26 protein-coding genes are annotated in these 26,080 nt (G+C 67.7%); 13 read left to right on the forward strand and 13 right to left on the reverse strand.

Annotated elements, in window-relative coordinates:
• Position 1: 1 nt before the first annotated feature.
• Positions 2–466 carry a hypothetical protein gene (locus tag HNP52_RS07375; protein ID WP_184164521.1) on the forward strand — a complete coding sequence of 155 codons (465 nt, stop codon included), beginning with the start codon at positions 2–4 and terminating at the stop codon, positions 464–466.
• Positions 467–475: 9 nt separating this feature from the next.
• Here HNP52_RS07375 and HNP52_RS07380 read toward each other — a convergent pair whose 3' ends face one another.
• From HNP52_RS07380 to mutS, 5 genes are all read right to left on the reverse strand, one after another.
• Positions 476–1,408, reverse strand: a complete 933-nt coding sequence (locus HNP52_RS07380; protein ID WP_184164524.1) for a glutaminase — start codon at positions 1,406–1,408, stop codon at positions 476–478.
• A gap of 76 nt (positions 1,409–1,484) precedes the next feature.
• Positions 1,485–2,405: a hypothetical protein gene (locus HNP52_RS07385; RefSeq protein WP_184164527.1), complete on the reverse strand. Its 921-nt coding sequence runs from the start codon at positions 2,403–2,405 to the stop codon at positions 1,485–1,487.
• A gap of 114 nt (positions 2,406–2,519) precedes the next feature.
• The gene (locus HNP52_RS07390; RefSeq protein WP_184164530.1) at positions 2,520–4,262 is read right to left on the reverse strand and encodes a cellulase family glycosylhydrolase; all 1,743 of its coding nucleotides are present in this window, start codon (positions 4,260–4,262) and stop codon (positions 2,520–2,522) included.
• 130 nt (positions 4,263–4,392) lie between these two features.
• Positions 4,393–4,617: a hypothetical protein gene (locus tag HNP52_RS07395; RefSeq protein WP_184164533.1), complete on the reverse strand. Its 225-nt coding sequence runs from the start codon at positions 4,615–4,617 to the stop codon at positions 4,393–4,395.
• Positions 4,614–7,193 (reverse strand): DNA mismatch repair protein MutS, encoded by a 2,580-nt coding sequence (mutS, locus tag HNP52_RS07400; RefSeq protein WP_184165165.1) that lies wholly within the window; start codon positions 7,191–7,193, stop codon positions 4,614–4,616. The genes HNP52_RS07395 and mutS overlap by 4 nt, the downstream gene beginning before the upstream one ends.
• Before the next feature lie 227 nt (positions 7,194–7,420).
• Here mutS and HNP52_RS07405 point away from each other — a divergent pair, with 227 nt between their 5' ends.
• From HNP52_RS07405 to HNP52_RS07420, 4 genes are all read left to right on the forward strand, one after another.
• Positions 7,421–9,676, forward strand: coding sequence for an NADP-dependent malic enzyme (locus HNP52_RS07405; protein ID WP_184164537.1), 2,256 nt, complete (start codon positions 7,421–7,423; stop codon positions 9,674–9,676).
• Positions 9,677–9,753: 77 nt separating this feature from the next.
• The gene (locus HNP52_RS07410) at positions 9,754–10,128 is read left to right on the forward strand and encodes a BlaI/MecI/CopY family transcriptional regulator (protein ID WP_184164540.1); all 375 of its coding nucleotides are present in this window, start codon (positions 9,754–9,756) and stop codon (positions 10,126–10,128) included.
• A complete protein-coding gene (locus HNP52_RS07415; protein WP_184164543.1) occupies positions 10,125–11,669 on the forward strand; it encodes a M56 family metallopeptidase in 1,545 nt (514 codons plus the stop codon). Before HNP52_RS07410 ends, HNP52_RS07415 begins: the two co-directional genes overlap by 4 nt.
• A gap of 81 nt (positions 11,670–11,750) precedes the next feature.
• Complete coding sequence (locus HNP52_RS07420) at positions 11,751–12,065, forward strand: UrcA family protein (RefSeq protein WP_184164546.1); 315 nt, start codon at positions 11,751–11,753, stop codon at positions 12,063–12,065.
• Between the two features lie 222 nt (positions 12,066–12,287).
• Here the strand turns inward: HNP52_RS07420 and HNP52_RS07425 are convergent, their stop codons facing one another.
• Both HNP52_RS07425 and HNP52_RS07430 read right to left on the reverse strand, forming a co-directional pair.
• A complete protein-coding gene (locus tag HNP52_RS07425) occupies positions 12,288–13,076 on the reverse strand; it encodes an SDR family oxidoreductase (RefSeq protein WP_184164549.1) in 789 nt (262 codons plus the stop codon).
• 92 nt (positions 13,077–13,168) lie between these two features.
• Positions 13,169–14,314, reverse strand: a complete 1,146-nt coding sequence (locus HNP52_RS07430) for an acyl-CoA dehydrogenase family protein (RefSeq protein ID WP_184164552.1) — start codon at positions 14,312–14,314, stop codon at positions 13,169–13,171.
• 150 nt (positions 14,315–14,464) lie between these two features.
• Between HNP52_RS07430 and HNP52_RS07435 the strand changes: the two genes are divergently transcribed.
• Entirely contained in the window at positions 14,465–15,922 is a 1,458-nt protein-coding gene (locus HNP52_RS07435; protein WP_260395937.1) for an MFS transporter, read from the forward strand.
• Between the two features lie 106 nt (positions 15,923–16,028).
• Here the strand turns inward: HNP52_RS07435 and HNP52_RS07440 are convergent, their stop codons facing one another.
• Positions 16,029–16,181, reverse strand: coding sequence for a hypothetical protein (locus HNP52_RS07440; protein ID WP_180147184.1), 153 nt, complete (start codon positions 16,179–16,181; stop codon positions 16,029–16,031).
• Between the two features lie 23 nt (positions 16,182–16,204).
• Complete coding sequence (gene aceA, locus HNP52_RS07445) at positions 16,205–17,491, reverse strand: isocitrate lyase (RefSeq protein WP_184164555.1); 1,287 nt, start codon at positions 17,489–17,491, stop codon at positions 16,205–16,207.
• Between the two features lie 296 nt (positions 17,492–17,787).
• Between aceA and HNP52_RS07450 the strand changes: the two genes are divergently transcribed.
• From HNP52_RS07450 to HNP52_RS07465, 4 genes are all read left to right on the forward strand, one after another.
• Entirely contained in the window at positions 17,788–19,164 is a 1,377-nt protein-coding gene (locus HNP52_RS07450) for a short-chain fatty acyl-CoA regulator family protein (RefSeq protein ID WP_184164558.1), read from the forward strand.
• Between the two features lie 76 nt (positions 19,165–19,240).
• Positions 19,241–19,423, forward strand: coding sequence for a hypothetical protein (locus tag HNP52_RS07455; RefSeq protein ID WP_184164561.1), 183 nt, complete (start codon positions 19,241–19,243; stop codon positions 19,421–19,423).
• A gap of 107 nt (positions 19,424–19,530) precedes the next feature.
• The gene (locus HNP52_RS07460; protein ID WP_184164564.1) at positions 19,531–19,839 is read left to right on the forward strand and encodes a hypothetical protein; all 309 of its coding nucleotides are present in this window, start codon (positions 19,531–19,533) and stop codon (positions 19,837–19,839) included.
• 137 nt (positions 19,840–19,976) lie between these two features.
• Positions 19,977–20,336: a hypothetical protein gene (locus tag HNP52_RS07465; RefSeq protein ID WP_184164567.1), complete on the forward strand. Its 360-nt coding sequence runs from the start codon at positions 19,977–19,979 to the stop codon at positions 20,334–20,336.
• A gap of 109 nt (positions 20,337–20,445) precedes the next feature.
• On the opposite strand, the gene HNP52_RS07470 is transcribed toward HNP52_RS07465, so the two are convergent.
• Positions 20,446–20,928, reverse strand: a complete 483-nt coding sequence (locus HNP52_RS07470; protein WP_184164570.1) for an SRPBCC family protein — start codon at positions 20,926–20,928, stop codon at positions 20,446–20,448.
• A complete protein-coding gene (locus HNP52_RS07475; RefSeq protein WP_184164573.1) occupies positions 20,909–21,274 on the reverse strand; it encodes a helix-turn-helix transcriptional regulator in 366 nt (121 codons plus the stop codon). Before HNP52_RS07475 ends, HNP52_RS07470 begins: the two co-directional genes overlap by 20 nt.
• Positions 21,275–21,369: 95 nt before the next feature.
• Here HNP52_RS07475 and HNP52_RS07480 point away from each other — a divergent pair, with 95 nt between their 5' ends.
• Complete coding sequence (locus tag HNP52_RS07480) at positions 21,370–21,804, forward strand: VOC family protein (protein WP_184164576.1); 435 nt, start codon at positions 21,370–21,372, stop codon at positions 21,802–21,804.
• A gap of 2 nt (positions 21,805–21,806) precedes the next feature.
• Here the strand turns inward: HNP52_RS07480 and HNP52_RS07485 are convergent, their stop codons facing one another.
• Positions 21,807–22,793, reverse strand: coding sequence for a potassium channel family protein (locus HNP52_RS07485; protein WP_184164578.1), 987 nt, complete (start codon positions 22,791–22,793; stop codon positions 21,807–21,809).
• A gap of 65 nt (positions 22,794–22,858) precedes the next feature.
• Complete coding sequence (locus HNP52_RS07490) at positions 22,859–23,545, reverse strand: YafY family protein (RefSeq protein WP_184164581.1); 687 nt, start codon at positions 23,543–23,545, stop codon at positions 22,859–22,861.
• A gap of 91 nt (positions 23,546–23,636) precedes the next feature.
• Here HNP52_RS07490 and HNP52_RS07495 point away from each other — a divergent pair, with 91 nt between their 5' ends.
• Both HNP52_RS07495 and HNP52_RS07500 read left to right on the forward strand, forming a co-directional pair.
• A complete protein-coding gene (locus HNP52_RS07495) occupies positions 23,637–24,044 on the forward strand; it encodes a GFA family protein (RefSeq protein ID WP_184164584.1) in 408 nt (135 codons plus the stop codon).
• Positions 24,045–24,208: 164 nt separating this feature from the next.
• The gene (locus HNP52_RS07500; RefSeq protein ID WP_184164588.1) at positions 24,209–26,002 is read left to right on the forward strand and encodes a hypothetical protein; all 1,794 of its coding nucleotides are present in this window, start codon (positions 24,209–24,211) and stop codon (positions 26,000–26,002) included.
• The last annotated feature ends 78 nt before the right edge of the window (positions 26,003–26,080 follow it).

Consider the following 26,080-nt stretch of genomic DNA (forward strand, 5'->3'; position numbering starts at 1 on the left):
CATGGCAATCGCATTGCGCATCGCCGGTCTGGTCCTGCTTCTTGTCGGCGCCGCGCCGCCGCAGGACGGTGCCAGGCAGGCCCGGTTGATGGACCGGATCGAGCGCATGCTCGTCCTGCCGAAAGGTGCGCAACCCTTCGCCCGTTATGGCCGCAACTATGCGCTTGCCGCACCCGACACGGTCCGCGCGGTTTATATCGTGCCGCCGTCGCCGAGCACGAGCACCGCATGCACGGTCGTCCTGCCGGGAGACCGCTCGCGGCCCTGCTCCCGCGCGGAAATCGCGGAAATGGCGCGGGAGGAGAATGCCGCCATTGCCGGGCAGGCGCGGGCGGGGCAGCGGCGCTGGTACGCCAAGGCGTCCAGCCTCCCCCTTGTCGATGATGGCGGCTGCACCGTCGTGACGATCGAGTACAGCATCTCGCGGAACAGGATCCTCAGCACCGCCTGCAACGGCGTGGGTTGATCCGGCGGCTCAGCGCGGGTCGAAGATCGACCAGCCGGTGTGATGGACCAGCCGCTCGAGCGCCAGCGTGCCAAGCTGTGAATTGCCGCGCTCGTTGAGCCCCGGCGACCAGACCGCGATCGAAGCGATACCCGGGGCCACGGCCAGGATGCCGCCGCCCACTCCCGACTTGCCCGGCAGGCCGACGCGGAAGGCGAATTCGCCCGATCCGTCATAATGGCCGCAGGTCAGCATCAGTGCGTTGATGCGGCGGGCGCGGCGCGGCGAGACGATGCTGAGCCCGGTATCGGGCTGGACCCCGCCCGCCATCAGGAAGCGGCCGGCGCGGGCGAGCTGGCGGCAGCTCATCGCGATCGCGCATTGGTGGAAATAGACGCCGAGCACTTCCTCGGCCGGGCGGTGCAGGTTGCCGAAGGCGCGCATATATTGGGCCAGCGCGAAGTTGCGGAAGCCGGTGTCCTGCTCCGCCCGCGCGACGGTTTCGTCGACATGGATCGCCTCGTCGCCGGCCAGCCCGCGCACGAAGCGCAGCATCTCGCCGATCACCTCGCGCGGCGCGCCGCGGCCGAGCAGGACATCATCGACCACGATCGCGCCGGCGTTGACGAAGGGGTTGCGCGGGATGCCGTGCTCGGTCTCGAGCTGGACGATCGAGTTGAACGCGCTTCCCGAAGGCTCGCGGCCGACGCGCTGCCAGAGCTGGTCCCCCACCGCGCCCAGCGCCTGGGTGAGCGCGAACACCTTGGAGACCGACTGGATCGAGAAGGGCAGATCCGCATCGCCGGCGGCATATTCGCTGCCATCCGCCAGGGTGATGGCGATGCCGAAATGCGCCGGATCCACGGCGGCGAGGGGCGGGATATATTGGGCCGGTGTGCCGCGATCGGGCGCCGCGGCCATCTCGGCGGCGATATCGGCAACGATCCGCGACAGGCTTTCCATTCGCTCTTGCTAGACGGCGCCGGCGCGAACGCAAATCCTCGCGCCGAAATCGCCGCCGGCTCCCCGTCGTGCCCGCCTAGGGGTTTGCCGGCTCGCCGCCGCTCCTGGCGACGCCGGAACTGATCTGCCCCATCTGCGAGGCCGCGCTGCGGTTGCCGCGGCCATAATAGAGGCCGCTCAGATAGGCGCGGTCGCTGGCGGTCAGGGTCGTCGGGCCCGGCAGCGCGCCAGGCTCGAACAGGCGCAGGATGGTGTCGTCATCGGCCGCCAGCTTTTCGGGGCGGCTCTGCATTAGGCCGCGCATCGCCGCATAATCGGCCACCTGCATCAGGTTCTTGCCGAGCGTCGCACGCGTCTCGATCACGACATAGGCGAGCTCGATCTGCTGCTGGGTGGACTGGTTGATGATCGATGCCTGGGGGATGCGCAGCACCGGCTTGCCGTTGCCGATGGTGATCCGCGTGCCGTTCATGCTGGTGTCGCTGTCGCTCGAACGGGATTCGCCGATCATCTGGCCATCCTCGTTATGGATGCGCGTGACGGTCCAGCTGCGCGCCGCTGCCGTGGAGGCGAGCAGGCGCTTGCGCTTGCTGGGGTCCATGTCGGTGAACTGGGTGGGATAGAGGCGGTAGAGCTCGCGGGTGAATTCGCGGCCGTCATCGACGATCACCACCACCAGATTGGGCCGGCACTTGGCGTCGCCGAGCTTTGCTCCCGCCTCGGTCGCCACCTTGCGGATGCGCGCGGCGACCTTCTGGGCATAGACATCGGTAAAGCCCGAGACGAAGGGACAGACCTCGTCGCCGTAGCGCGCGAGCTGCCCCGCCACCGGCACCGACATCCGCCCGACCAGCGCCCGAGCCTGCTCCTTGGCATCGAGCACCTTGCCGCGGACGATGATCGTCGATTGGCCGTCGGAATCGGCGCGATCCTGCGCGAAGGCCGGGGTGGCGAGGAGCAGCGCCGCCGCGCCGATTGCTTGAGACAGTTTCAGCACGGGTACCTCGTTGAACAAAGTGCGGCCCTTGTATCGCAAGCGATTGCGGCGTCCAACGCCGCGATGGGGTCTTTGCACCGCTCCGGAGCGAGCCGTTTCGATACCCGATCGGAGTCAGCGGGCGGGCAGGAGGCGCAGCAGGCGCACATTGCCGGCGAACCCCGCCGAGCCGAGCCGCAGCATGTTGTTGCCATCGAGCAGCGAGAGCGGCGCGGCAAGGCGAAGCTTCTGCCAGCCGGGCCTGCCGGGTACCGCGAGGGTGGCCGGCGCGCCACCGTTGAGCGTGATCGTCAGCGGGCCGCCGGTATCGGATTTCACTTCGATCTCCACCGCGAAGCGGCCGCCGCCCTCGGCCACCAGCGTGTAGCGCATCCATTCGCCGGGCACGAAATCGCTGACATACAGGCTCTCGCCGTCGCCGCGCGCGATGTCGACCCCGTCGTTGCGCCAGGTCCGTCCGTTGTTCCACAGCGCGCGCGCCTTGCCGGTGGAGACATGGTAGTTGGCGTTGTCGCTGTCGTGATAGGCGACGCCGTCCGGGCCGAGATCATAATCGGTGGCGCCGATCTCCGCGCCTTCGGGACCCACCCCAAGCGGCGCGAAGGAGCGGGGACTGGGATCGTGCGGCTGGCGCAGCATCGCGTCGACCACGTCGGGATGGAAGACATTGTTCTCGTGCCGGATGTCGTGCCGGGCGAGTTGCATCAGCGTGGCATAGGCCTCGTCGGCGGTCGGGCGCGGGCCCTTGGCGGTCCAATAGGCGACCAGCTTCGCCCAGCCGGGATTGGGGGCGATCTCCAGCGGGTTGTTGAAGCCGATCTTCTTGAGCGGCCAGAAGGCCCAGCCGATATCGTGCTTCTCGACCAGGCCGATCGCGTCGCGGAACCAGACATTGGAATTCTCGCCCGATTCACCCAGCCAGAGCGGCATGGCGTAGGTCTCGCGCAGCTTGAGCACGCCGGCGATCGAGGCTTCGTCGTTGGTGTTCCAGTATTTGTGGAAGCTGAGCGCGGTGTTCTTGTCGGCGAAGGGCAGCAGGCCCTGGTAATTGTTCCCCCAGCAATTGCCCTCGATGATGATCATGTGGCGCTTGTCGACCTGGCGGATCGCGGCGGCGATATCGGTATAGAGCTGCTTGAGCGGGGCGTTGCTCGTCTCCTTGCAGCCATGGTCGCCGCCGGGCGCGGTGAAGTCCCAATTGGGCTCGTTGAGCACGTCATAGGCGCCGATGCCGGGCTCGTCGGCATAGCGCCGGGCGAGCTCGCGCCACAGCGCGATCGTCTTGCGGCGGTTCTCTTCGCTCTGCCACAGCGAGGGCTTGTCGGGATCACGGTCGGCGATCGGCAGGTCGTTGCCCTGGCCGCCGGGCGCCGCGTGCAGGTCGAGGATCAGGTACATGCCGTTCGCCTTGGTCCAGGCGAGCAGCGCGTCGATGCGCTTGAAGCCGTCCTCCAGCCAGGTGTCCTTGCCGGCGACGGGTTCCTTCTCGATCGGCAGCGTGAGCAGGTTGTAGTGGAGCGGCAGGCGGACCGAGTTCATGCCCCAGCGCGCCATCATGTCGATGTCCGCCTTGCGCGTGTGGTTGTCGAGCCAGGCCTGGTAGAACTCCGCCGCCTTCTCTTCGCCGATCAGCTCGGCGATGGCGGCGCGGATGCGATATTGCTGGCCCGAGCCAAGCTGGCCGAGCTGGAGCATATAGCCTTCCTGCAGCATCCAGCCGCCCAGCCCCATGCCGCGTAGCAGCACCGGGTCGCCGCTCTCATCGACGATGCGCGGCCCATCGGCGCGCAGGAAGGTCTGCGCCGATGCTGGCAACGTTGTCATGCAGGCAAGCAGGGCGAGCGCGAGCTTCTTCATTTCGGGCGGTCCTCTCTGTTCGGTTTTGGAGGAGCCTAGCGCGAAGCGCGGTTGAGAGCGATCACAATTGTCGATGGGATGGCGTCGGAAGGCGGCTATTGGCCTGTACTTCGTGTACTTCCGATTCGGATCAATCGATGATCGGGTGCTTGTCGCGCAGGCGATCGGCGATGCGCTCGATCGCGTCATTCTCGTCCGCCTCGCCGCCGGGGGTGATCGACCAGTTGCAGTGGGGGTGCGTCTCGGCGCTGTAGCGCTTCACCGGGCCGATGACGTTGCGCCAGCGCCGCCGGGTGCCGCCCACTTCGCGCAGCAGGATGGCAAGGAACTGGTCGGTGAGATCGAGCGCGTTCATGCGCCTTCCGCCGCCAGGCCCTTGAGCCGGTAGAGCATCTCCAGCGCCTCGCGCGGGCTCAGGCTGTCGATGTCGAGCGCGCCGAGTTCGGTGCGCAGCACGTCGACTGCTTCTTCCTCTTCCACCGCGGTGGCGGCGAACAGCGGCAGGTCGTCCAGCCCCGCCGCGAGGCCGCCGGTCTGGGCGCGCCCTGCCTCGAGCTTGTCGAGCACGGCCTTGGCGCGCTTGATCGTGATCGGCGGCAGGCCGGCGAGTCGGGCGACGGCAAGGCCGTAGCTGCGGTCGGCCGGGCCCTCGGCGACTTCGTGGAGCAGGACGAGATCGCCCTTCCACTCGCGCGCGCGGACATGATGGAGGGTCAGCGCGTCGCAGCGCTCGGCCAGCCGGGTCAGCTCATGATAGTGCGTGGCGAACAGGCACCTGCACCGGTTGTCCTCATGGATCGCCTCGACCACCGACCAGGCGATCGCCAGGCCGTCATAGGTCGAGGTGCCGCGGCCGACCTCGTCGAGGATGACGAAGCTGCGCGGGGTCGCTTGCGCCAGGATCGCGGCGGTCTCGACCATCTCGACCATGAAGGTCGAGCGGCCCCGCGCGAGATTGTCCGAAGCGCCGACGCGGCTGAACAGCCGGTCGACCATGCCGAGCGTCGCGCGGGCGGCGGGAACGTAGCTGCCAGCCTGGGCCAGCACCGCGATCAGCGCGTTCTGGCGCAGGAAGGTCGACTTGCCGCCCATGTTCGGGCCGGTGACCAGCCAGAGCCGGCTGCTCTCGGACAGGTTGCAATCATTGGCGACGAAGCGGCCCCCCGACTTGGCCACGGCTTCCTCGACCACCGGATGGCGGCCGCCCTCGATCTCGAAACAGGCATGCTCGACGAGATGCGGGCGGGCCCAGCCGCCCTCGGCGGCGCGTTCGGCGAGGCCGGCGGAGACGTCGATCCGGGCAAGCGCATCGGCGGTGCGGGCGATTGGTTCGCGCGCCGAGAGGGCGCGGGTGGTGAGGTCCTCGAGATGCGCGGCCTCGGCGGCGAGCGCATGGGCGCCGGCCTGGGTGACCTTGACCGCGACGTCGTGGAGCTCGGGCGCGTTGAAGCGGACCACGCCGGCCAGCGTCTGGCGATGGGTGAAGCCGCTGTCCTGCGCCATCAGCGGGTCGGCGTTCTTGGCCGGTACTTCGATATGATAGCCGAGCACGCCGTTATGGCGGATCTTGAGCGAGCCGATGCCGGTGCGGGTGCGATACTCGGCCTCGAGCGCGGCGATGGCGCGGCGGCCGCCGGCGCCGGCGTCGCGCAGGTCGTCGAGCGCGGCGTCATAGCCCTCGGCGATATAGCCGCCATTCGCGGCATCGACCGGCGGCTCGGGGACGAGCGCGCGGCTGAGCAGGTCGATCAGCGCGCCGTGGCCGCGCATCTGCGGAATCAGGTCGGCGAGCAGGGGCGGAATGCCGGTCGCCTCGAGCCGTTCGGCGAGGCGCCAGGCGCCGTCGAGGCCGTCGCGCAGCTGGCCGAGATCGCGCGGGGAGCCGCGTCCGGCGGCGAGGCGACCGAGCGCGCGGCCGATGTCGGGCATCGCCCGCAATGCGCCGCGCACCATGTCGCGCAGCAGGGCGTCGTCATGGAAATGGGTGACGAGATCGAGCCGTGCCTCGACGCCCGGGCGGTCCATCAGCGGTGCGGCGATGTCGCTGCCGAGCAGGCGCGCGCCGGCGCCGGTAACGGTGCGATCGACGCTGTCGAGCAAGCTGCCCTTGCGGGTGCCCGCCGAGCTGACGGTGAGTTCCAGGCTCTCGCGCGTTGCCGCGTCGATCGCCATCGCCGCTTCGGTGCGGGTGACGCGGGGCGGGCGCAGAAAGGGCAGTGCGCCCTTGGCATTATGCTCGAGATAAGCCGTGAGGCCGCCCGCCGCGGCCAGCGCGGCGCGGGAGAACTGGCCGAAGCCATCGAGCGTCGCCACGCCGAACAGCCGCTTGAGCCGATCCTCGCCGGCGGCGCTGTCGAAGTCGATGCGCGGGCGCGCGACCGTGGCGAGCTCGTCGAACGACGATCCGTCGCCGACCACCGTTTCGGCGGGCGAAAGGCGGGCGATCTCGGCGCCGGCGCGGTCGGCCGTCGTCTCGATGATCTCGAAGCGGCCGGTGGAGATGTCGGCGCAGGCAATGGCGACGCTGCCACCGGCCTCGCCGATCGCCGCGCACCAGTTGGCGGTACGGCTGTCGAGCAGCGATTCCTCGGTCAGCGTGCCGGCGGTGACGACGCGGACGATCGCGCGGTTGACCAGCGCCTTGGAGCCCATGCGCTTGCGCGCTTCCTCCGGCGTCTCGGTCTGGTTGGCGATGGCGACGCGGTGGCCGGCCTTGATCAGGCGGGCGAGATAGCCCTCCATCGCATGCACCGGCACGCCGCACATCGGGATGCGCTCGCCGTCATGCTCGCCGCGCGCGGTCAGCGCGATGTCCAGCACCGCGCTGGCGATCTTGGCGTCCTCGAAGAACAGCTCGAAGAAGTCGCCCATCCGGTAGAAGAGCAGGCAATCCTCGGCCTCGGCCTTGAGCGCCAGATATTGCGCCATCATCGGAGTGGGAGCGGTGGAGGACATGTCCGTTCCGGACTAGCCGAACGTCCCCGCCGATCAACACCCGCTCGTCGCTTTTCTGGGGAAAAGCGAGATGTGCGGTTTTCCGCACGGTTGTGCGAAATTATCAGACCAGGAACACGGCAAACCTAGCGTCATTTGGAGGATTCCGCGCATTGCGACCTCGGAAACGCCCCCCTAAAGGAGGGGTAATCCGGGAGAGAGAAATGTCTGAGGAATCGAACGTCCAGTTTTCCGAGCGCGAGGCACTGCTTTACCATTCGGAAGGACGTCCGGGTAAGATCGAGATCATCGCATCCACGCCGATGGCGACGCAGCGCGACCTCGCGCTGGCCTATTCGCCCGGCGTCGCCGTGCCGGTGCGCGCGATCGCCGAGGACCCGGCGACCGCCTATGACTATACCGCCAAGGGCAATCTGGTCGCCGTGATCTCCAACGGCACCGCGATCCTGGGCCTCGGCAATCTCGGCGCGCTGGCTTCCAAGCCGGTGATGGAAGGCAAGGCCGTGCTCTTCAAGCGCTTCGCCGACGTCGATTCGATCGACATCGAGCTGAAGACCGAGGACGTCGATCGCTTCATCGACGCGGTGGAGCTGATGGAGCCGACCTTTGGCGGCATCAACCTGGAGGACATCAAGTCCCCCGAATGCTTCGTGATCGAGCAGACCCTGCGCGAGCGGATGAACATTCCGGTGTTCCATGACGACCAGCACGGCACCGCGATCATCGCCGCCGCCGGTCTGATCAACGCGCTCCACCTGACTGGCCGCGACATCAGGACGACGCGGGTGGTGGTGAACGGCGCCGGCGCGGCCGCGATCGCCTGTGCCGAGCTGATCAAGGCGATGGGCCTGCCGCACGACAATCTGCTGATGCTCGATCGCACCGGCGTGATCTATCAGGGCCGCGAAGGCATCAACCAGTGGCAGTCGGCGCATGCCGTCTCCACCGAGCGCCGCACCCTGGCCGATGCGCTGGAAGGCGCCGATGTCTTCCTGGGCCTCTCGGCCGCGGGCGCGCTGCCCGCCGAGCTGCTCAATCACATGGCGCTCAAGCCGATCATCTTCGCGATGGCCAATCCCGATCCCGAGATCACGCCGCCGGAAGCCAAGCGTGCCCGTCCGGATGTGATCATCGCCACCGGTCGTTCGGACTATCCGAACCAGGTCAACAACGTGCTCGGCTTCCCGTTCATCTTCCGCGGCGCGCTCGATGTGCGCGCGACGACGATCAACGACGCGATGAAGGTCGCCGCGGCGCAGGCCATCGCCGAGCTCGCTCGCCAGCAGGTGCCCGAGGAAGTCGCCGCGGCCTATGGCACGCAGCACAGCTTCGGCCCCGACTATATCATCCCGGCGCCGTTCGATCCGCGCCTGATGGAGCTGGTGCCCGCCGCCGTCGCCCAGGCGGCGATGGACTCGGGCGTGGCGACCAAGCCGATCACCGACATGAACGCCTATCGCCAGACGTTGCGCGCGCGCCTGAACCCGACGACGTCGGTGCTCAGCCTCGCCTATGAGGGCGCCAAGGCCAATCCGAAGCGCGTGATCTTCGCGGAAGCCGAAGAGGAAGTCGTGCTGCGCGCGGCGATCGCCTTCAAGGATGGCGGTTACGGCACGCCGGTGCTGGTCGGCCGCGAGAGCGTGCATGACCGGCTGCGGGTGCTTGGCGTCAATCCCGACGATTTCGAGGTCCACAACAGCGTCAATTCGCCGCTGGTGCCGGAGATGGTCGAGTTCCTCTATGCCCGCCTGCAGCGCCGCGGTTATCTCCGCCGCGACGCGGAGCGGATGGTCAATCGCGACCGCAACATCTTCGGCGGCCTGCTGCTCCAGCTCGGCCATGCCGATGCGATGATCACCGGCGTGACGCGCACCTGGGCCGAATCGATGCGCCAGGTGAAGCGCGTGATCGACCATCGTCCGGGCCAGACGCCGTTCGGCATGCACGTGCTGGTCGGCCAGTCGCACACCGTGTTCATCGCCGACACCACGGTGAACGAGCGGCCCAGCGCCGAGGAACTGGCCGATATCGCGGAGGGCGCCGCGACGGTTGCCCGCCGCATGGGCCATGAGCCGCGCGTCGCCTTCCTCAGCTACTCCAACTTCGGCAATCCCGAAGGGCAGTGGCTCGACAATGTCCGCGGCGCGATCAAGATCCTCGACGGGCGCGCGGTCGAGTTCGAATATGAGGGCGAGATGTCGCCGGACGTCGCGCTCAACGAGCGCCAGCTCGCCAACTATCCCTTCGCGCGGATCTCGGGCCCGGCCAATGTGCTGATCATGCCCGGCCTGCAGTCGGCCAACATCTCGGCCAAGCTGCTTCGCGAGCTGGGTGGCGATTCGACCATCGGCCCGATGCTGATCGGCATGGAGAAGCCGGTCCAGATCGCGCCGATGACCGCCACGGCCAGCGAGCTGGTGACGCTGGCGGTGCTGGCTGCGGGCGGGATTGCCCGCTGATATAGCACGATAAAACACCCCTTGCCTGTTACATTTGTAGCATGCTACAAATGTAACAGGTTGAGGGAGGTCGAGTCGTGATCGAATCGCTGCCGCGCCGCGAGCGCGAGGTATTCGAGGCATTGTGCAGCCTGGGGGAGGGCACCGCCGCCGCCGTGCGCGGGGCGATGGCCGATCCGCCCAGCGACTCCGCGGTGCGCACCCTGCTCGGCCGGCTCGTGGCCAAGGAGCTGATCGGCCACCGCACCGTCAACCAGGCCTATGTCTATGCCCCGGTGCCGCAGGCCGATGCGGTGGCGGAGACCGCGCTGCAGCGGCTGGTGCAGACCTTCTTCCAGGGTTCCGCGGCACGCGCCGCCACGGCGCTGCTCGGCATGGAGACCCGGCTGACCCGGGACGAGATCGACGAGCTCCAGCGCGCGATCGACGAAGCACGGGGAGAAGTGAAATGAGCTTCGACCTGCTGATCGAGCTTGGCTGGAAATCCTCGCTGGCTTGCGCGGTTGCATTGTTCGCGAGCCATGCGTTGCGCGGCCGGCCGGCGGCGCAGCGGGTCGCGATGCTGCGTGCCGGGGTTGTGGCGCTGCTGTTGCTGCCGCTGCTGATCCTCACCGTGCCGGCGCTCGAGATCGCGGTGTTGCCCGCGAGCGCGCCGATGCCGGCACTGCCGGAGGCGGCGGCTGCCGCCATCCTGCCCGTGGCGACGGCGGCGCCTGCGCCCGAGATCGACTGGATCGCCCTTGCCTACATGATGGGTGGCACGCTCATCCTGCTTCGCCTCGCGCTCGGCCTGTTCATGCTGCACCGTTGGACCCGCCATGCGGTGCCCGTCTCCGATCCCGTGTGGATGGAGGCGATCGCACGGGCCGCCGAACCCTTGAGGCGGCCCGTGCGACTGCTCGTCTCGCCGCGCGTGCCCTCGCCGCTGAGCCTGGGCGTGACGCCGGCGACGATCCTGATCGGGCCCGATATCGAGCGTTCCCCGGACCGCGCCGCCGCGGTGGTCGCCCATGAGATGGCGCATGTCCGCCGCTTCGACTGGCCGGTGATGCTCGCCGCACGGGTCGCGCTCGCACTGTTCTGGTTCAATCCGCTCGCCTGGCTGCTGGTTACCGAGCTTGCCCGCCAAACCGAGCTGGCGGCGGACGAGGACGCGGTGACGCGGGTGGCACGGGCCGATTATGCGCAGACGCTGCTGGCGGTGGCCGGTGGCTGCGGCGCGCATTCGGCGTGCGGGATGGCAGTGACGCGCAGCGCGCTGGGCCGGCGAATCCGGCTGGTGCTCGACGCGGCGCCGCGCAAGCCGGCGAGCGGGCTGCTCTGCGCCGCGCTGATCGGCAGCATCCCGCTGGGCATCGCGCCGCTGGCGGCGATGCAGCTGGTCGAGAAACCCTATGTCCAGGTGCCGGGTGCACGGGGCGACCTGCGGGCAGCATTGGCCAAGCTCGAGGCGCAGCCGAACCCGGCGCCGGGCGCGCTTCGGTTCCGGGCGGCGGCACCCGTCACGCAGGAGCGCCGGCCGGTGCGCGCGCCACGCGCCGTTGGGCCGGAGCGGCCCCTGCTCGTCGCCCCGGCTGGCCCCCGACAGGAGCATGCCCGGCTTGTCACGCCGCGTCCCGCCAACCAGGAGCATGCGCCTCTCGACCCGAAGCCTGTGCCGGCAAAGCCGCCCGTGCCCGGCATGGAGGAGGTGTATCTGAGCGGCGCCAAGGCGCGCAGCATGGTCAAGGCGTCGCTGGAGGCGACCAAGCCGGAAGCGAGTGCGCCGCCCAAGCTGTCCTGGAAAACCGGGCCGGATGTGAAGGCCCAGGTGGCGCAGCTGATCCAGGCGGCCGGGCAGTTGCGCGCGGCGGCAAAGGAATATCGCGAAAAGGCACAGGACCCCAGCCTATCGCTCGGTATCCGCCAGGGCTACCGCAACGCCGCCGAGACACTGCGGGTCGAGGCCTGGAAACTCAACAAGCAGGCAGAGCAGATAAAGGGCGTCCTTTAGCCCTTCGCTGACCCACCAGCACCGAATCAAAGCGCGGCTTTCGCGCCACGGGGCCGGCTTGCCCGGCGAACTGAAGGGAGAATGACGATGCGTTCGATCCTGTTCCTGTCCCTGATCATGGCCGGCACCTGCGCGGCCCGCGAGCCCGAGCTCGTGCAGCGGCCCGAGCCCTCGGCCCGGCTCGCCTATGCCGACCTTGCCCTCGACACCCCGGCGGGGCGCGACGCGCTGCGTGCCCGGGTGGAGACCGCGGTGCGCGCCTTTTGCCGGGCGCATGGCGATACCGTCACCCCGCAGCTGATCCGCAACGAGACGGGCTATTGCCTCGACACGCTGCGCCAGTCGATGGCCGACGCCATGCCCGAGCCGGTGCGCCGCGCCTATTACCGGCGCTAGGGTCTCCAACATCGATCCGGCGGCGACTCGCGGAAGTACACGAAGTACAGGCCAAGCGCGGGGTTTGGGGCGCCTCAAATTGATGCAATTCCCGCCAACGCCGCGCATCTCGCAACAATCTTGCGGGCGCGTGATCCTATTTCCCCAACGGCTTCAAGGAGCGGCCGGCGCGGGCGCCGGCTGCTCCAGCCCAGCAGGTGAAATCCTACATTGCAAGCGGCGTCAGCCGTCGATGCTGATCCCCAGCGAAGCGTTGACCAGCCCGCCATCGACGGTGATCGTGTCGCCCACGACATAGTCGCCGGCGCGGCTGGCCAGGAAGATCGCGGCGCCGGCCATGTCCTCGTCATAGCCGATGCGCTTCGCCGGGATCGCCTTGGCGACTTCGCCGCCATGGTCGCGCGCCGCCTTGTTCATGTCGCTGGCAAAGGCGCCGGGGGCGATCGAGGTGACGTTGATATGGTCGCGGATCAGCCGGGCGGCCATGCGCTTGGTCAAATAGATCAGCGCCGACTTGGAGGCGTGATAGCTGTAGGTCTCCCAGGGATTGAGCCGCTGGCCGTCGATCGAGGTGATGTTGATCACCTTGGCCGGGCGCTCCGCCGAGCCGCCGGCCTTGAGCAGGTCGAACAATGCCTGGGTGAGGAAGAAGGGGGACTTCACATTGAGGTCCATCACCTTGTCCCAGCCCTTTTCGGGGAAGTTCTCAAAAGGCTCGCCCCAGGCGGCGCCGGCATTGTTGACCAGGATGTCGAGCCGTTCCTCGCGCTCGGCAAGCGCAGCGGCGAGCGCCTTGCAGCCTTCGACGGTCGACACATCCATCGGCAGGGCGATGCAGTTGGGGCCGAGCGCGGCGGCGGTTTCCTCGCAGGCCTCGGCCTTGCGGGACGAGACATAGACCTTGGCGCCCTGGGCGATGTACCCCTCGGCAATCATTTTGCCGATGCCCCGGGAACCGCCGGTGACGAGTGCGATCCGGCCGTCGAGGCGGAAGAGCGTGCTGGTGTCCATTTTTGTCCTCTCCAAAATTCGTCATCCCGGCGATGGCGGGAAAAGAGCCGCACGAGATCCCGGCTTTCGCCGGGATGACGGTTTCTTTCTTTCTACCCGCCCCGCTTCAGCGTCTCGCGGGCAATGATCAGCTGCTGGATCTGGCTGGTGCCTTCATAGATCCGGAACAGGCGCACGTCGCGGTAGAGCCGCTCGATGCCGTAATCGGCGATATAGCCGGCACCGCCGAAGATCTGCACGGCGCGGTCCGCCACCCGGCCGACCATCTCGCTGGCGAAATACTTCGCGGCGGCGGCTTCCATCGTGGTGTTCTGGCCCGCGTCCTTGGCGGCGGCGGTCTCCAGCACCAGCGCCTTTGCCGCCAGCACCTCGGTCTTGGAATCGGCGAGCATCGCCTGGATCAGCTGGTGCTCGGCGATCGGCTTGCCGAACTGCCTGCGCTCGCTGGCATAGGCGACGCAGTCGGCGATCAGCCGCTCGGCCACGCCGACGCAAACCGCCGAGATGTGGAGCCGGCCCCGGTCGAGCACCTGCATGGCGATCCTGAAGCCTTCGCCCTCGGCGCCGAGCCGGTTGGCGGCGGGGACGGGGGTGTCGTCGAACACCACATCGGCCACCCTTGCGCCTTTCTGGCCCATCTTCTTCTCGGGCTCGCCGACGCTGACGCCGGGCAGGTCGCGCGGCACCAGGAAGGCGGAGACGCCGCGGCCGCCAGGCTCGCCGCCGGTGCGGGCCATCACCGTGAACAGCTCGGCCTTGTCGGCATTGGTGATGAAGCGCTTGGTGCCGGTGAGGCGGTAGACATCGCCGTCCTTCACTGCCCGGGTCTTCACCGCGCCGCTGTCCGATCCGACATCGGGCTCGGTCAGGGCGAAGCTGGTGACGATCTCGCCGCTGGCGATCCTGGGCAGCCATAGTGCCTTCTGCTCGGGGGTGCCGGCCATGACGAGGCCCTGCGAGCCGATGCCGACATTGGTGCCGAAGCTCGAGCGGAAGGCCGGGGTGGTGCGGCCGAGCTCGATGGCGACCTTGCACTCCTCCAGCATCGTCAGCCCCAGGCCGCCATAGTCCTCCGAGATCGACAGGCCGAACAGGCCTAGCGCCTTCATCTCGTCGATGACCTGGGCGGGGATGGCGTCGGCGGCCTCGACCTCGCCCTCCAGCGGGCGGAGGCGCTCGCTGACGAAGCGGCGGATAGTGTCGATCAGCGTATCGAAGACTTCGGGGTCGAGCGCCATTGCTTCACGTTCCTCAGGTTCGAAGCGGGACGCTATACCGCCAGCACGGGCTTGGGCAAGCCATACCCGATGTTCCAATCTGTTCCGGTTGACCCTCCGGGTGCGGCACCTATGCTGCGCGGCAAACGGGTCGAGAGGGAACGCAAGGGCATGGACACCAACCAGGCGGCAGTGCCCCCGACACGGCGAATCCGCACCCCGATCATGCTCGCCTATGGCTTCGGCACGGTGGCGTATGGCGTGAAGGATTTCTGCTTCTCGACCTTCCTGTTGTTCTTCTTCAACCAGGTGCTTGGCCTGCCGGCGACCGAGGTGGGTTTCGCGATCATGTGCGCGCTGCTGCTCGATGCGGTGGCCGATCCGGCGATCGGGTTCCTGTCGGACCGGACGCGGAGCCGCTGGGGGCGGCGCCATCCCTGGATGTATGCTTCCGCCATCCCGATCGCGGTGGGCTGGATCCTGCTGTGGAACCCGCCCTCGCTTTCCCATGGCAACATGCTGCTCTGGGTCTTCGCCATGTCGGTGCTCGTCCGCACCGCGGTGTCGGCGTACGAAGTGCCGAGCCAGGCACTGACCCCGGAGCTTTCCGCCGATTACGAGGAGCGGACCCGGATCATGTCCTATCGCTTCCTGTTCGGCTGGGCCGGCGGGCTGGTGATGATGATCCTTGCCTATTCCTGGCTGCTCGGGCCGTCGCCGGGGCATCCCAACGGCCAGCTGGTTCGGGAGAACTACCCGGGCTTCTCGCTGGTGAGTGCCGGGCTGATGGTGTTCGCGATCCTGGTTTCGGCCTGGGGTACGCATGGCGAGATCAAGCGGCTGCCCCGTGCCGAGGGCGCGCGCCAGTCGCTCGGTGCGCATTTCGGCGAGCTGGGCCGGACGGTGCGGAACCGCGCCTTCCTGATCCTGATGGCGGCGGGGCTCTGCTATTATTGCGCACAGGGCGTCAGCTTCGCGCTGTCGAGCTACATCTACGCCCATGTCTGGCGCTTCCAGAACCAGGACTTCACGATCATCGCCTTCTCGCTGCTGGTCGGTGCCTATTTCGCGTTCCTTGTCGCGCCCCGCGTCTCGCGCCGGCTGGGCAAGCCCAGGGCGGCGATGTGGCTGATGATGGCGGCCGCCTTCTGGGTGGCCCTGCCCTATGTCCTGCGCCTTGCCGGGCTGTTCCCCGAACCCGGCACGCCGTGGATGCTGCCTTCGCTGTTCGTCATCTACGTCCTCAATGTGACGTGCAGCATCTCGGCGACGATCCTGGGCGCCTCGATGATGGCCGATGTCGTCGAGCAGTCCGAGATCGAGACCGGGCGGCGCAACGAGGGCGTGTTCTTCGCCGGCGCCTTTTTCGTGCAGAAATGCTGCAGCGGCCTGGGCATCTGGGCGACCGGCATGCTGCTCGACCTGGTCGACTTCCCGGCGGTGGCCAAGGTGGGGCAGGTCGCCCCGGCGGCAGTGGATCGGCTGACCATCCTCTTCTCCGTGCTCTACACCGTGCTCGCCCTGGCGGCGGCGGGCTTCTACCGCTTCTTCCCCTTCGGCAAGGCCGAGCACGAGGCCCGGGTGGCCGTGCTTGCCGGCCGAAACGCGGAAATGTCCGCCGAGGGCTGACCCCTCGGCGGACATCCTTTCCTCCCCAGGAAAGGCGTTCCTCATCCCCTTCCGCCATCCCCGCCAGGGCAGGGATGGCGCGGGGGGAGAGGGCAAGTCGTCAGGCTCAGGCCACGCGGCCCAGGCGGTGATAGAGGTTGGCGTATTTCACGCTCTCGGGCGCGTCCTTCACCTTCTCGAGATGGGTCGCCACCGCATCGCGGATGAGGCGGAAATCCTCGGTCGAGAAGACGGCGCGGCTGCGCTGGGGTTCGGTCATGGCAATCACTCCTTTCTCAGGTTTCAGGCGGCTTCGGTGGTGACGAACTGGGCGGCTTCGGTGCTCTCGGCCAGCGCCGTGGTGCTGCTCGATCCGCCCGCCAGCGTGGTGGCGATCGCATCGAAATAGCCGGTGCCGACTTCGCGCTGGTGGCGGGTCGCGGTGTAGCCGTTCGCCTCGGCGGCGAACTCGGCCTGCTGCAGCTCCGAGTACGCGGCCATGCCGCGATCCTTGTAGCCCCGGGCCAGCTCGAACATGCCGTAGTTGAGCTGGTGGAAGCCCGCCAGGGTGACGAACTGGAACTTGTAGCCCATCGCGCCGATCTCGCGCTGGAAGCGGGCGATGTCGTCCTTGTCGAGATTCTTCTCCCAGTTGAAGCTGGGCGAGCAATTGTACGCCAGCATCTTGTTCGGGAACTCCTTCTTGATCGCCTCGGCGAAGCGGCGGGCATCGTCCATGTTGGGCTTGCTCGTCTCCCACCACAGCAGGTCGGCATGCTCGGCGAACGCCAGGCCGCGCTTGATGCAATGATCGACGCCGGTGCCTTCCTTGAGGCGGAAGAATCCTTCCGGGGTCCGCTCGCCGGTGAGGAACTCGCGGTCGCGCTCGTCGACATCCGAAGTGATCAGGCGCGCGCTCTCGGCATCGGTGCGGGCGCAGATCACCGTCGGCACGCCGGCGACGTCCGCGGCCAGGCGCGCCGCATCGAGGTTGCGGACATGCGCCTGGGTGGGGATCAGCACCTTGCCGCCCAGATGGCCGCACTTCTTCTCCGAGGCGAGCTGGTCCTCATAATGCACGCCCGCGGCGCCGGCGGCGATATAGGCCTTCATGATCTCGAAGCAGTTGAGCGGACCGCCGAAGCCGGCCTCGGCATCGGCGACGATCGGCATGAACCAGTCACGCTTTGCGCCGCCTTCCATATGCTCGATCTGGTCGGCGCGCTGGAGCGTGGCGTTGATCCGCTTGGCCAGCTCGGGGCCGGCATTGGCGGGGTAGAGCGACTGGTCGGGGTACATCTGGCCGGCGGTGTTGGCGTCGGCCGCGACCTGCCACCCGGAGAGGTAGATCGCCTTCAGCCCGGCGCGGACCATCTGCATCGCCTGGTTGCCGCTGAGCGCGCCGAGGGCGTTGATGTAATCCTCGGTCTGTAGCAGCTCCCAGAGCTTGAGCGCGCCGCGGCGAGCGAGCGTGTGCTCGATCGGGAGCGAGCCGCGCAGCCGCTCGACATCCTCCGGCGTGTACGGACGCACGATGCCGTCGAACCGGCCGGTGGGGGCGGGGATCAGGTCTTCGAAGCGCGTCGACATTGTGTGTTCCTTGACTAGGTTGCCCAGTCTGTATGGATATTTTTTGAGTCTCTTGGCAGTCAGTCTGTGCGTTTGTGAGGGTCTGGATGTTGTGGCGGCTTTCCTTTGGCTTGAAAGGTTGTAAATTATTTACAATCGGGATCGACTCGTTCGATGTGAACGTATCGGGAACATTTAGTGTAGGACAGTATCAATCGTCATCCCCGCGAAGGCGGGGATCCACGGTGGCAGAGCGATGCCCTGTGTGACTCTGGATCCCCGCCTTCGCGGGGATGACGGTTAGAGAGGAGGTGCGGATGGCCGAACAGAAGCTCTTTGCAGGTCATGCCGTCCGCCGGCTGCGGCGGCAGTTGCTGCTGACCCAGGCGGCGATGGCTGAGGCGCTGGGGGTGTCGGCCAGCTATCTCAACCTCGTCGAGCGCAACCAGCGGCCGGTGTCGGCGACGCTGATGCTGCGGCTGGCCGAAGTCTATGACTTCGATCCGCGCAAGCTGGCGGCGGCCGAGCCGGGTGGGGGGATGGAGGCGCTGCGGCGGCGGTTGGCCGATCCGTTGTTCGCCGATCTCGAGATCGACCGGCAGCAGATGGAGGAATGGCTGGCGGGCGCGCCGGGCGGGGCGGAGGCGTTCGCCCGCGCCTATGACCGGCTGGGCGGCGGCGGGCCGGTGACGGACGCGGGCGCGGGTGATCCCGGGCGGCAGGTGCGCCGCGAGGTCGAGCGCTGGCGCAACCATTTCGCCGATCTCGACGCGGTGGCCGAGGCGCTGGCCGACGAGCTGCGCCAGACCGCCGGCGATCCCTATGGCGCGATGGCCGAGCGGCTGCGGGTGAAGCACCAGCTCTCCGTGCGCATTCTGCCGGCGGATGTGATGCCGGGGCTGCTCAAGCGGCTCGACCTGCATGCGCGGCAGGTGCAGCTCTCCGAGCTGCTCGATGTGCCGGGGCGGACCTTCGCGCTGGCCGAGCGGCTCTCGCAGGAGGCGCGGGGCGAGATCGAGGCGCTGGTGCGCGGCGCCGGGCTCGATCGCGCGGGCGAGCGGCTCTACACGCGGCACCTGGTCGGCTATTTCGCGGCGGCGCTGGTGATGCCCTATGGCCGGTTCCTGCGCGCGTGCGAGCAGAGCGGCTATGACATGGAAGTGCTGCAGCGGCGCTTCGGGGCGAGCTTCGAGCAGGTGGCGCACCGGCTGACCACGCTGCAGCGGGTGGGCGCGCGCGGGCTGCCCTTCTTCCTGATGCGGATCGACCGGGCGGGGCAGGTCTCCAAGCGCTTTGCCGGCGCCAGCGGATCGGCGCTGGTGGAAGGTCCCGGCCTGTGCCCGTTATGGAACCTCACCGAAGCGTTCGGCCAGGCCGACGAGACGCTGCGCCAGCTGGTCGAGACCGAGGACGGCGCGCGCTGGTTCACGCTGGCCCAGGCGCGGACCCCGCAGGGCGCGCGCGGGGTGAAGGCGCGCTTCGCGATCGGCATAGGGCTGGCGGCGGCCGAGGCGCGGGCGCTGTCCGTGGCGCGGGGCGTCGACCTGGCGGGCGAGGCGGTGCCGGTGGGGCTGGGGTGCAGGGCCTGCACCCGGCCCGATTGTGCGCAGCGCAGCGCCGCACCGGCGGGGCGCGCGGCGCTGGCGAGCGAGCGCGAGAGCGGGGTTACGCCGTTCGGATTTGCGGGGGATTAGGCCGCAAAGGCATGGCAGGCATCCCACTTGTGGAGGCCTACTTCATCGGTAGAATTCCAACATGCCCGGCCTGCTGATGATCTATCTGCTTTTCTTCTTCGCGGCGCTGATCGGGCTGCTGCCTGTTTTCGCGATCGCCTATCTGCTGCGCAACCAGCGGTTGAATGCATGGGTCTGGGCGTGGCTGGGCACCGGCGTCGGCGTCGTCCTGATCCTGCAGGTGACGGGTGTCATCTGGACGGTGCTCAGCTGGCAATAGCTTGCCGTCACCGGTGAGCGGGCGCGAGGGCGGGGTTACGCCGTTCGGCTTTGCCGGGGAGCAGGGGGATGGAAGCCAGGCTTTCGGCGGGCTAGCCTGATCGCGTCATGACCCGCCGCTTCAAGCCAATCCTTCGCTTCGGCGCGGCGTTGATCCTGCCAGCCGTCTCGGCCGTGCTCTACATGGGCTTGGCGCTTGAAGAGCAATATCAGGCCGGCTGGTATGCGGCGCAGGGGTGCCGCCCGGAGCAGGGATGCAGCTTGGGGACTGCCAGTATCGCCGAATTGGCGGCGGTCGGCGCACTGGTGCTTGCCAGCTTCGTGCTTGTTGGCGCGGGCAGAACCAGATGGGGCAACTACCTCGCAATTGCGCTCGCATTGTTGTGCGGGACCGCCTGGCTGGGGGCTACGCGATAGCGTTCGCCATGAGGTGTTTCGAGGCGTGCCACATGGGTACGGCTTTGCGGGGGATAGCACCGGAAGCGCGGCAATCGCGCTAACGCAGAGGGTGGGCGACCGGATAGGAAGGGTGCGCAATTCCAGGGGGACGAGCGATGGCGATGAGCATGATCACGATCAATTTCCAGAATACGACGCTGACGACGACGACGTCGCAGATCCTTATCCAGAACGGGAATTTCGCGCTCGATACGACGAGCGCCCTGTCGATGTCCGGCACGATCTCGTTCTCGTCGCTCTACATCACTTCGGGTGCGATCAACTTCAATGTCGAGAGCGGGACCAGCTTCACCGCGAGCGTTATGGTGCCGGTGAATGCTCCCGGCGGCGCGCCGGTGATCGAGATCACCAATTTCGCCGGCACCGTCACGGTGACCTGGCCGACGTTCAGCGGGCTGCAGACGCAGACGGTGATGTCGGGCGATCCGATCACGCTCAACGGGTTTGCGAACTAGCCTTGCGGTTCCCCGGCGAAGGCCAGGGCCCAGGGTAATTCAGCGGTCGGGCAGAGAAACCCTGGGCCCCGGCTTTCGCCGGGGAGCAGTTTAGGATGCTGGTTGGGCCTCAGCCCTGTTCGGCCAGCAGTTCCGCCAGCTGGGCGAACTGCTCCGGCAGGCCTTCGCTGCCGCCGATATTGGCGTCGAGCGCTTCCTTGGAGGGGTGGCGTTCGTGGAAGGTGAGCAGGGTCTTGCCGTCCCGCTCCTCGAAGGTGACGGTGGAGATCGGGCCGTCCTCGCTCTCCTCGTTGGTCCAGACGATGCGCTGGTTGGGGACCACTTCGAGATATTTGCCGAAGAACGCCCAGACCTGGCCGCCCTCGCCGTCGAACTCGATGCGGTAGCCGCCGCCGACCCGGACATCGAGCTGGCGGACATGCATCGGCGCGCCGAGCGAGGCGGGGACCCACCAGCGCTGGAACAGTTCCGCCGTGGTCCAGGCGCGCCAGACGAGGTGGGGCGGGGCGTCGAACAGGCGGGTGGCCTCGACTTCGGTGTCCGAGGTGCGCGTCACCTTGGTGGCGCCGAGTTCAGTGGCGTTCAGGCTCATCCAAATTCTCCTGGGCTTTGAGTTCCGCGATGACCTGGTCGAGCGCGTCGAAGCGCGCGTTCCAGAGTTGGTGATAGCCGGCGATCCAGGCCGCCTCGTCGGCAAGGCCCTGCGCGCCGAGCCGGCAGGTGCGCACCCGGCCGATCTTCTCGGTGACGACCAGCCCGGCGCGCTCGAGGACCTGGATATGCTTCTTCATGCCGGTGAGGGTCATGTGGAAGCGCGCGGCAAGATCGGTGATCGACGCTTCTGCGCGGGCGAGTTGCTCGAGCACGCCGCGGCGCGTGGCGTCCGACAAGGCGGCGAAGGAAGCGTCGAGGCGCGCGGTGGCTGAAAACTGAACCATATGGTTCAGTGTTAGCCTATCGCGGATTTGCACGCAAGCGCAGGGAACCGCCGGCCGCCGCTGCCGGTTGCCCCTGGCGAGAGAGGAGCATCCCCATGGAAACCATGCAGCTGCATCGCGGGCGGTTGATCGATCATATCCAGCTGGTCGTGCGCGACCTGGGCGCCAGCCGGCGCTTCTACGGCAAGGTGTTCGAGGTGATCGGCGTGCCGATCGCGGGCGAGGGCGAGGAGTTTTTCTGGGCAGACGAGCTGTTCATCTCGACCGCGGACAGCGAAGCGGCGGCGGGCAAGCTGACCGGCAGGCACCATATCGCCTTCCAGGCCAGGGACCGGGCGATGGTCGACCGCTTCCATGCCGAGGGGCTGGCGGCGGGCGGCACCGACAATGGCGCCCCGGGCGAGCGACCCTATCATCCCGGCTATTACGGCGCCTTCCTGATCGACCCCGACGGCAACAATATCGAAGCGGTGTATCACGGGCCGGCCGAGGTTTCGGCGGAGAGCGTGGTGGTTACGTTCGAGGCGTGATCTCAGGCCGGCTCGGCGGACGAGGCGGCGGGTTTCCTGCGCCGACGCCGGCGGCGGGGTTTCCCGCTGACGAAATCGTTGATCCACGAGGCGACGAGAACCATGCTGATGACGATCTGCGCGGAGTACAGGATGCGCACGGTGCGGTGATTGGGTGCGATGTCCCCGAAGTTCGCGGTGGTCGCCCCGCCCAGGCTGAAATAGAGAAAGTCGAAATAGCCGAGCTTCGCCTTCGCCGCGGTGAGATAGGCGGCGAACGCATCGTACAGCCTGCCGTTGAGATCGTAGATCGAGAGCTGGTGGTCCGACAGGCGCTTCTCGAGCGCGGCGGTCTCCCTGAGCCGGGCCAGATAGGCCTGCTGGGCGGGCTCGCGCAGGAACGCGTTCAGATTCTTGAGGATGTGATCGCTGGCATCGATGTCCGCCTGGATCGCCTTGACCTTGAGCTCCGCCGCCTGGATCGCCAGGTCCGCATGCTTGATCGCATCGGGGCCCGCTGGCAGCTCCTCGTTGGTCCTGGCGTGATAGGCGTCGAGGATGTCCTGCTGCTGCCTGGCGATCGCGGCGAGCTGGCTGTCGAACGGCGCGGTCCTGGACTTGCGATAGGCCTCGGCCTGACGCCACATGCTGGCCTGGAACGGCACATTGTCCTGCTGCTCGGCCTTGCGCCGTGCGTCGAGCGCCCGGCGTTCGCCGTCGATCACGGCGGTGCGCGCCTGAAGTTCGCGATAGGCGCCGCGGATCCGGGCGACGGCGGCATCGACATCGGGATCGGTGAATTGCGGCAGCGGGCGGCCCGAGGTGACGCTGTAGGAACGCGCGGCGAGATAGAGATCGAGCGGCAAGTCGTTGAGCTTGCTCTCGACGCGGAAATAGTCGGGCCGCCACTCCCAGATCTGCTGATAGACGAACGCCATCCCGACGACCTGCACGGCCAGGACGATCGATTTACAGTGTCGGCCAAGCCGGACGGACCAGGTGCGCTTCATGTTTCCCCCGATGCCGCGGACCATAGGGGGGCGCCGCCGGGGGAAGCAATGGCGCCTGGCCCGCCTCAGCCCCGCTCCCGCATTTCCTTGAGCCAGCGGGCGCGGAGCTGGGCGGCGCTGCCGGGGATCGGGGCGTCGAGGAACTCCGCCGCCAGGATCCGGTCGAGCCGGAAGGTGCGGAAATCGGCGCGCAGCTCGCACCAGGCGAGGACCATGCGGGTGGCGTCGGCATAGCCGATCATCAGCGGCCAGACCGTGCGGCGGGTCGCCCGGCCCTGCTCGTCGGCATAATCGAGGCGCAGCTTGCGGCCGGCGCGGATCCAGGCGCGTAGCTGGGTGGCGTCGATGCCGTCGACCGGGCGATCGAAGGCCGGCACCGCGCGGGCGGCGGGATTGCCGAGGAACGGGCGCATCTCCTCGGGCAGCACCGCGGCGATCTTGGCGAGCAGGTCGCTGGCGGCGCGGGCGAGGTTCTCATCGGCATGGCCGGCGACCCAGGTGGCGCCGAGCGCGACCGCGTCGATCTCGTCGGCGGTAAGCATCAGCGGCGGCAGGTCGAAGCCGCTTTCGAGGACATAGCCGATCCCCGCCTCGCCGCGGATCGGCACGCGCTGGCCGATCAGCGCGGCGATGTCGCGATAGACCGAGCGCTTCGACGTCTCGAGCTCGGCGGCGATCGCGTCGGCGGTCACCGGGCGCGACGAGCGGCGGAGAATCTGGACGATCTGGAAAAGACGGTCGGCCTTGCGCATTTCAGAACCCTACTGCCACACTGCTGACACCATGCTGGCAGCAGTGTGGCAGTAGGTCGAGTCCCGACACAGACAAACGGGAGTTCGGGACATGACGATGAAGACCTATCAGGGCAGCTGCCATTGCCGCGCGGTGACCTTCGAGGCGGATATCGACCTCGAGGCGGGCACCGGGAAGTGCAATTGCAGCTATTGCCGCAAGCGCCGCAACTGGGGCGTGGTGCTCAAGCCTGACCAGTTCCGCCTGCTCTCGGGCCGCGACGCGCTGGGCGAATATCAGTTCGGCACGAAGAGCGGGCATCACCGCTTCTGCGTCTATTGCGGGATCGCGCCGTTCGGCGACGGGCATGTCGAGGCGATCGGCGGGGACTTCGTCTCGGTGCAGGTCCTGTGCCTCGACGATGTGCCGCTGGCTGAGCTGGAGGCGGCGCCGGTCCGCTATGCCGACGGTCTGCACGACGCCTGGTGGCAGGAAGCCGAGGAGAAGGCGATCCTGTAGGAAAGAGCCCGGCGGACGCGCCGGAGTTCTTCGCGGCCAATAGGCGGCGGATTTATTGAGGAGGACAATTATCCGATTGCGGATGTCGGCGCGGAGTAACTTGCGCTTCCGCTGTTCATGGTTACTATTTCCTTTGTTCGGGTAATCATGAGCTGGGGGGTAGCATGATATTTCGTTCGCATCTGACGGTATTCACTCTGGTGGCGGCGTGCGCGCCGCTGCCTGTTCTGGCGCAGGGCGCGGAAGCGGTTTCCGGTTTCCGGAACGGCCTGAAGGGGCGGATCGTCGAGCAGCGCGCGCAGGGTGTCGATCCGCAGCGCGATTCGGCCAACAAGATCGATGCCGGCTATTATCGCCTGCGCTTCGAGCAGACCAGCATCGCCGACGCGGCGATCTGTCCGCGCGCCGCGTTCAAGTCCAGCAACGAGTTCGAGAAATGGCGGAGCGACGAGGGCGGGCTCTACCAGCAGATCTTCGACAAGAAGGGCGTCTGGAGCCTCACCGCGCGGGTGGGCCTGCGCGCGAAGGGAAGCGAGCGGGCGTCGCGCGAGCTGCGCCTGATCGCGGTCGAGAATCCCGAGGAGAAGAACTGCAAGCTGAAGATCGCCGGCAGCCAGCAGGGCGATGACGACGCACTGGACGCGGCTTCGCTGCTGGTGCCGTTCGACCCGACCGCCACGATCTACGAGGACCGGCTCACGGTCGCGTTCAAGTCGGTCTACAAGCTGGAGCCCAACAGCCAGCGGCTCGACCAGCTCTGGGCCGGGATCAACCTGTTCGCCACCACGATCTCGGCGGGGCTCGGCCCCATCGTCGGCGCGGCGACTCCGCTCGGGAAGACCGAGACGGCGAAGCTGCTGACGACGGATGTCGAGACGGAAGCGCCGGCCAGCTTCGAGGCCGATCCCGGCCTGGGCACCCGGGCGAACCGGGTGTTCGTCTATCTGGGGTTCCCGCCGCTGCCCAGGACGCTCCCCGCGACGCTCACGGGCGGCATGACGATCTCGCTCAACTACCAGGCGTCGCTGTTCCGCAAGGGGCAATATTATTCGACGACCTTCACCCAGACCAATCCGATCAAGGCCAATGAGGTGCTCAATGCGACGCCGATCCCGGCCGAAGCCGCGGGCGGCACTTTGCGCACGGTGCGCCAGGCGCTGGCGACCGGCGTGTTCGACGGCCTGAACAACGCCACCTCGACCGCGGGCTTCGACGGGGCCTGTTCGACCGCTCGCCCGGCGCTCAAGGCGCTCGACCTGTCCGAGGTGGATATCGATGCGTTCCTGTGGGCGGTCGCGGCCAGGTCCAGCCATGCCGCGGTGCGCGACCATCTCGGCAAGCTGGCCTGTTTCGGTATCGAGGGGCGCGCCAACCTTGCCAAGCTGGGCGTGGTCGTCACCGATGAGGTGGTGCAGCCGCCCACGACGCAGGCGACCCTTTCGGCGATGCACGCCGCGATGACCAGCTTCGGCGGCATCGTGCAGGCGCCCCCGGGGACGCCGCTCAATCCCGACCTGACGGTGCGCTTCGCCGAGAAGATCAAGATCGTCCTCGCCGACGATGCAGCGCAGGCGCTGATGCCGCAATCCGAGATCAGCTTCGAGCGTTCGCGCGACGAGGCGCTGACGCTGCTCAACCAGAATTTCTCCAATATCGGCTGCTTCGCGCCCCGCCTGGGAAGCGATACGCTGATGCTGCCCCTGCGCCCGAACTTCTTCCCGCTCCCGACCAATGGCCGGGCGGCGGCGGCGCTGGTGCTGTCGAGGGAAGCCACGCCGCGGCCCTTCATCTTCTCGTTCGGCTTCGATCCGGTGCTCGAGGGCGGGAATGCGAAGATCTCGACGATCCTGATCGGGCGGCGCGGAGCGGGGACCGACGACGTGGTCAAGGAACTGACCGTCAACCGGCGCCCGAAGAGCTGCACCGAGACCTGGATGAACGACGCGTTCAATCCCTGAGGCCGGGTGCGGCGGCGCCGTGGAAAATGCGAAAGGCCGGGGCGCGAACCCCGGCCTTTCCTTTTGCGTGGACCCGGC

The organism is Sphingomonas kyeonggiensis, from assembly GCF_014204495.1.
In the GTDB taxonomy this organism is placed as follows: Bacteria; Pseudomonadota; Alphaproteobacteria; order Sphingomonadales; family Sphingomonadaceae; genus Sphingomonas; species Sphingomonas kyeonggiensis_A.

Bases quoted from the DNA above. Each gene is read 5' to 3' on its own strand.
- HNP52_RS07390 (WP_184164530.1), bottom strand. From the start codon at position 4,262: ATGAAGAAGCTCGCGCTCGCCCTGCTTGCCTGCATGACAACGTTGCCA.
- aceA (WP_184164555.1), bottom strand. From the start codon at position 17,491: ATGTCGACGCGCTTCGAAGACCTGATCCCCGCCCCCACCGGCCGGTTC.
- HNP52_RS07490 (WP_184164581.1), bottom strand. From the start codon at position 23,545: ATGCGCAAGGCCGACCGTCTTTTCCAGATCGTCCAGATTCTCCGCCGC.
- HNP52_RS07495 (WP_184164584.1), top strand. From the start codon at position 23,637: ATGACGATGAAGACCTATCAGGGCAGCTGCCATTGCCGCGCGGTGACC.
- HNP52_RS07480 (WP_184164576.1), top strand. From the start codon at position 21,370: ATGGAAACCATGCAGCTGCATCGCGGGCGGTTGATCGATCATATCCAG.
- HNP52_RS07375 (WP_184164521.1), top strand. From the start codon at position 2: ATGGCAATCGCATTGCGCATCGCCGGTCTGGTCCTGCTTCTTGTCGGC.
- HNP52_RS07440 (WP_180147184.1), bottom strand. From the start codon at position 16,181: ATGACCGAACCCCAGCGCAGCCGCGCCGTCTTCTCGACCGAGGATTTC.
- HNP52_RS07450 (WP_184164558.1), top strand. From the start codon at position 17,788: ATGGCCGAACAGAAGCTCTTTGCAGGTCATGCCGTCCGCCGGCTGCGG.
- mutS (WP_184165165.1), bottom strand. From the start codon at position 7,193: ATGATGGCGCAATATCTGGCGCTCAAGGCCGAGGCCGAGGATTGCCTG.
- HNP52_RS07500 (WP_184164588.1), top strand. From the start codon at position 24,209: ATGATATTTCGTTCGCATCTGACGGTATTCACTCTGGTGGCGGCGTGC.
- HNP52_RS07425 (WP_184164549.1), bottom strand. From the start codon at position 13,076: ATGGACACCAGCACGCTCTTCCGCCTCGACGGCCGGATCGCACTCGTC.
- HNP52_RS07380 (WP_184164524.1), bottom strand. From the start codon at position 1,408: ATGGAAAGCCTGTCGCGGATCGTTGCCGATATCGCCGCCGAGATGGCC.
- HNP52_RS07395 (WP_184164533.1), bottom strand. From the start codon at position 4,617: ATGAACGCGCTCGATCTCACCGACCAGTTCCTTGCCATCCTGCTGCGC.
- HNP52_RS07475 (WP_184164573.1), bottom strand. From the start codon at position 21,274: ATGGTTCAGTTTTCAGCCACCGCGCGCCTCGACGCTTCCTTCGCCGCC.
- HNP52_RS07460 (WP_184164564.1), top strand. From the start codon at position 19,531: ATGACCCGCCGCTTCAAGCCAATCCTTCGCTTCGGCGCGGCGTTGATC.
- HNP52_RS07470 (WP_184164570.1), bottom strand. From the start codon at position 20,928: ATGAGCCTGAACGCCACTGAACTCGGCGCCACCAAGGTGACGCGCACC.
- HNP52_RS07435 (WP_260395937.1), top strand. From the start codon at position 14,465: ATGGACACCAACCAGGCGGCAGTGCCCCCGACACGGCGAATCCGCACC.
- HNP52_RS07485 (WP_184164578.1), bottom strand. From the start codon at position 22,793: ATGAAGCGCACCTGGTCCGTCCGGCTTGGCCGACACTGTAAATCGATC.
- HNP52_RS07405 (WP_184164537.1), top strand. From the start codon at position 7,421: ATGTCTGAGGAATCGAACGTCCAGTTTTCCGAGCGCGAGGCACTGCTT.
- HNP52_RS07465 (WP_184164567.1), top strand. From the start codon at position 19,977: ATGGCGATGAGCATGATCACGATCAATTTCCAGAATACGACGCTGACG.
- HNP52_RS07415 (WP_184164543.1), top strand. From the start codon at position 10,125: ATGAGCTTCGACCTGCTGATCGAGCTTGGCTGGAAATCCTCGCTGGCT.
- HNP52_RS07430 (WP_184164552.1), bottom strand. From the start codon at position 14,314: ATGGCGCTCGACCCCGAAGTCTTCGATACGCTGATCGACACTATCCGC.
- HNP52_RS07420 (WP_184164546.1), top strand. From the start codon at position 11,751: ATGACGATGCGTTCGATCCTGTTCCTGTCCCTGATCATGGCCGGCACC.
- HNP52_RS07455 (WP_184164561.1), top strand. From the start codon at position 19,241: ATGATCTATCTGCTTTTCTTCTTCGCGGCGCTGATCGGGCTGCTGCCT.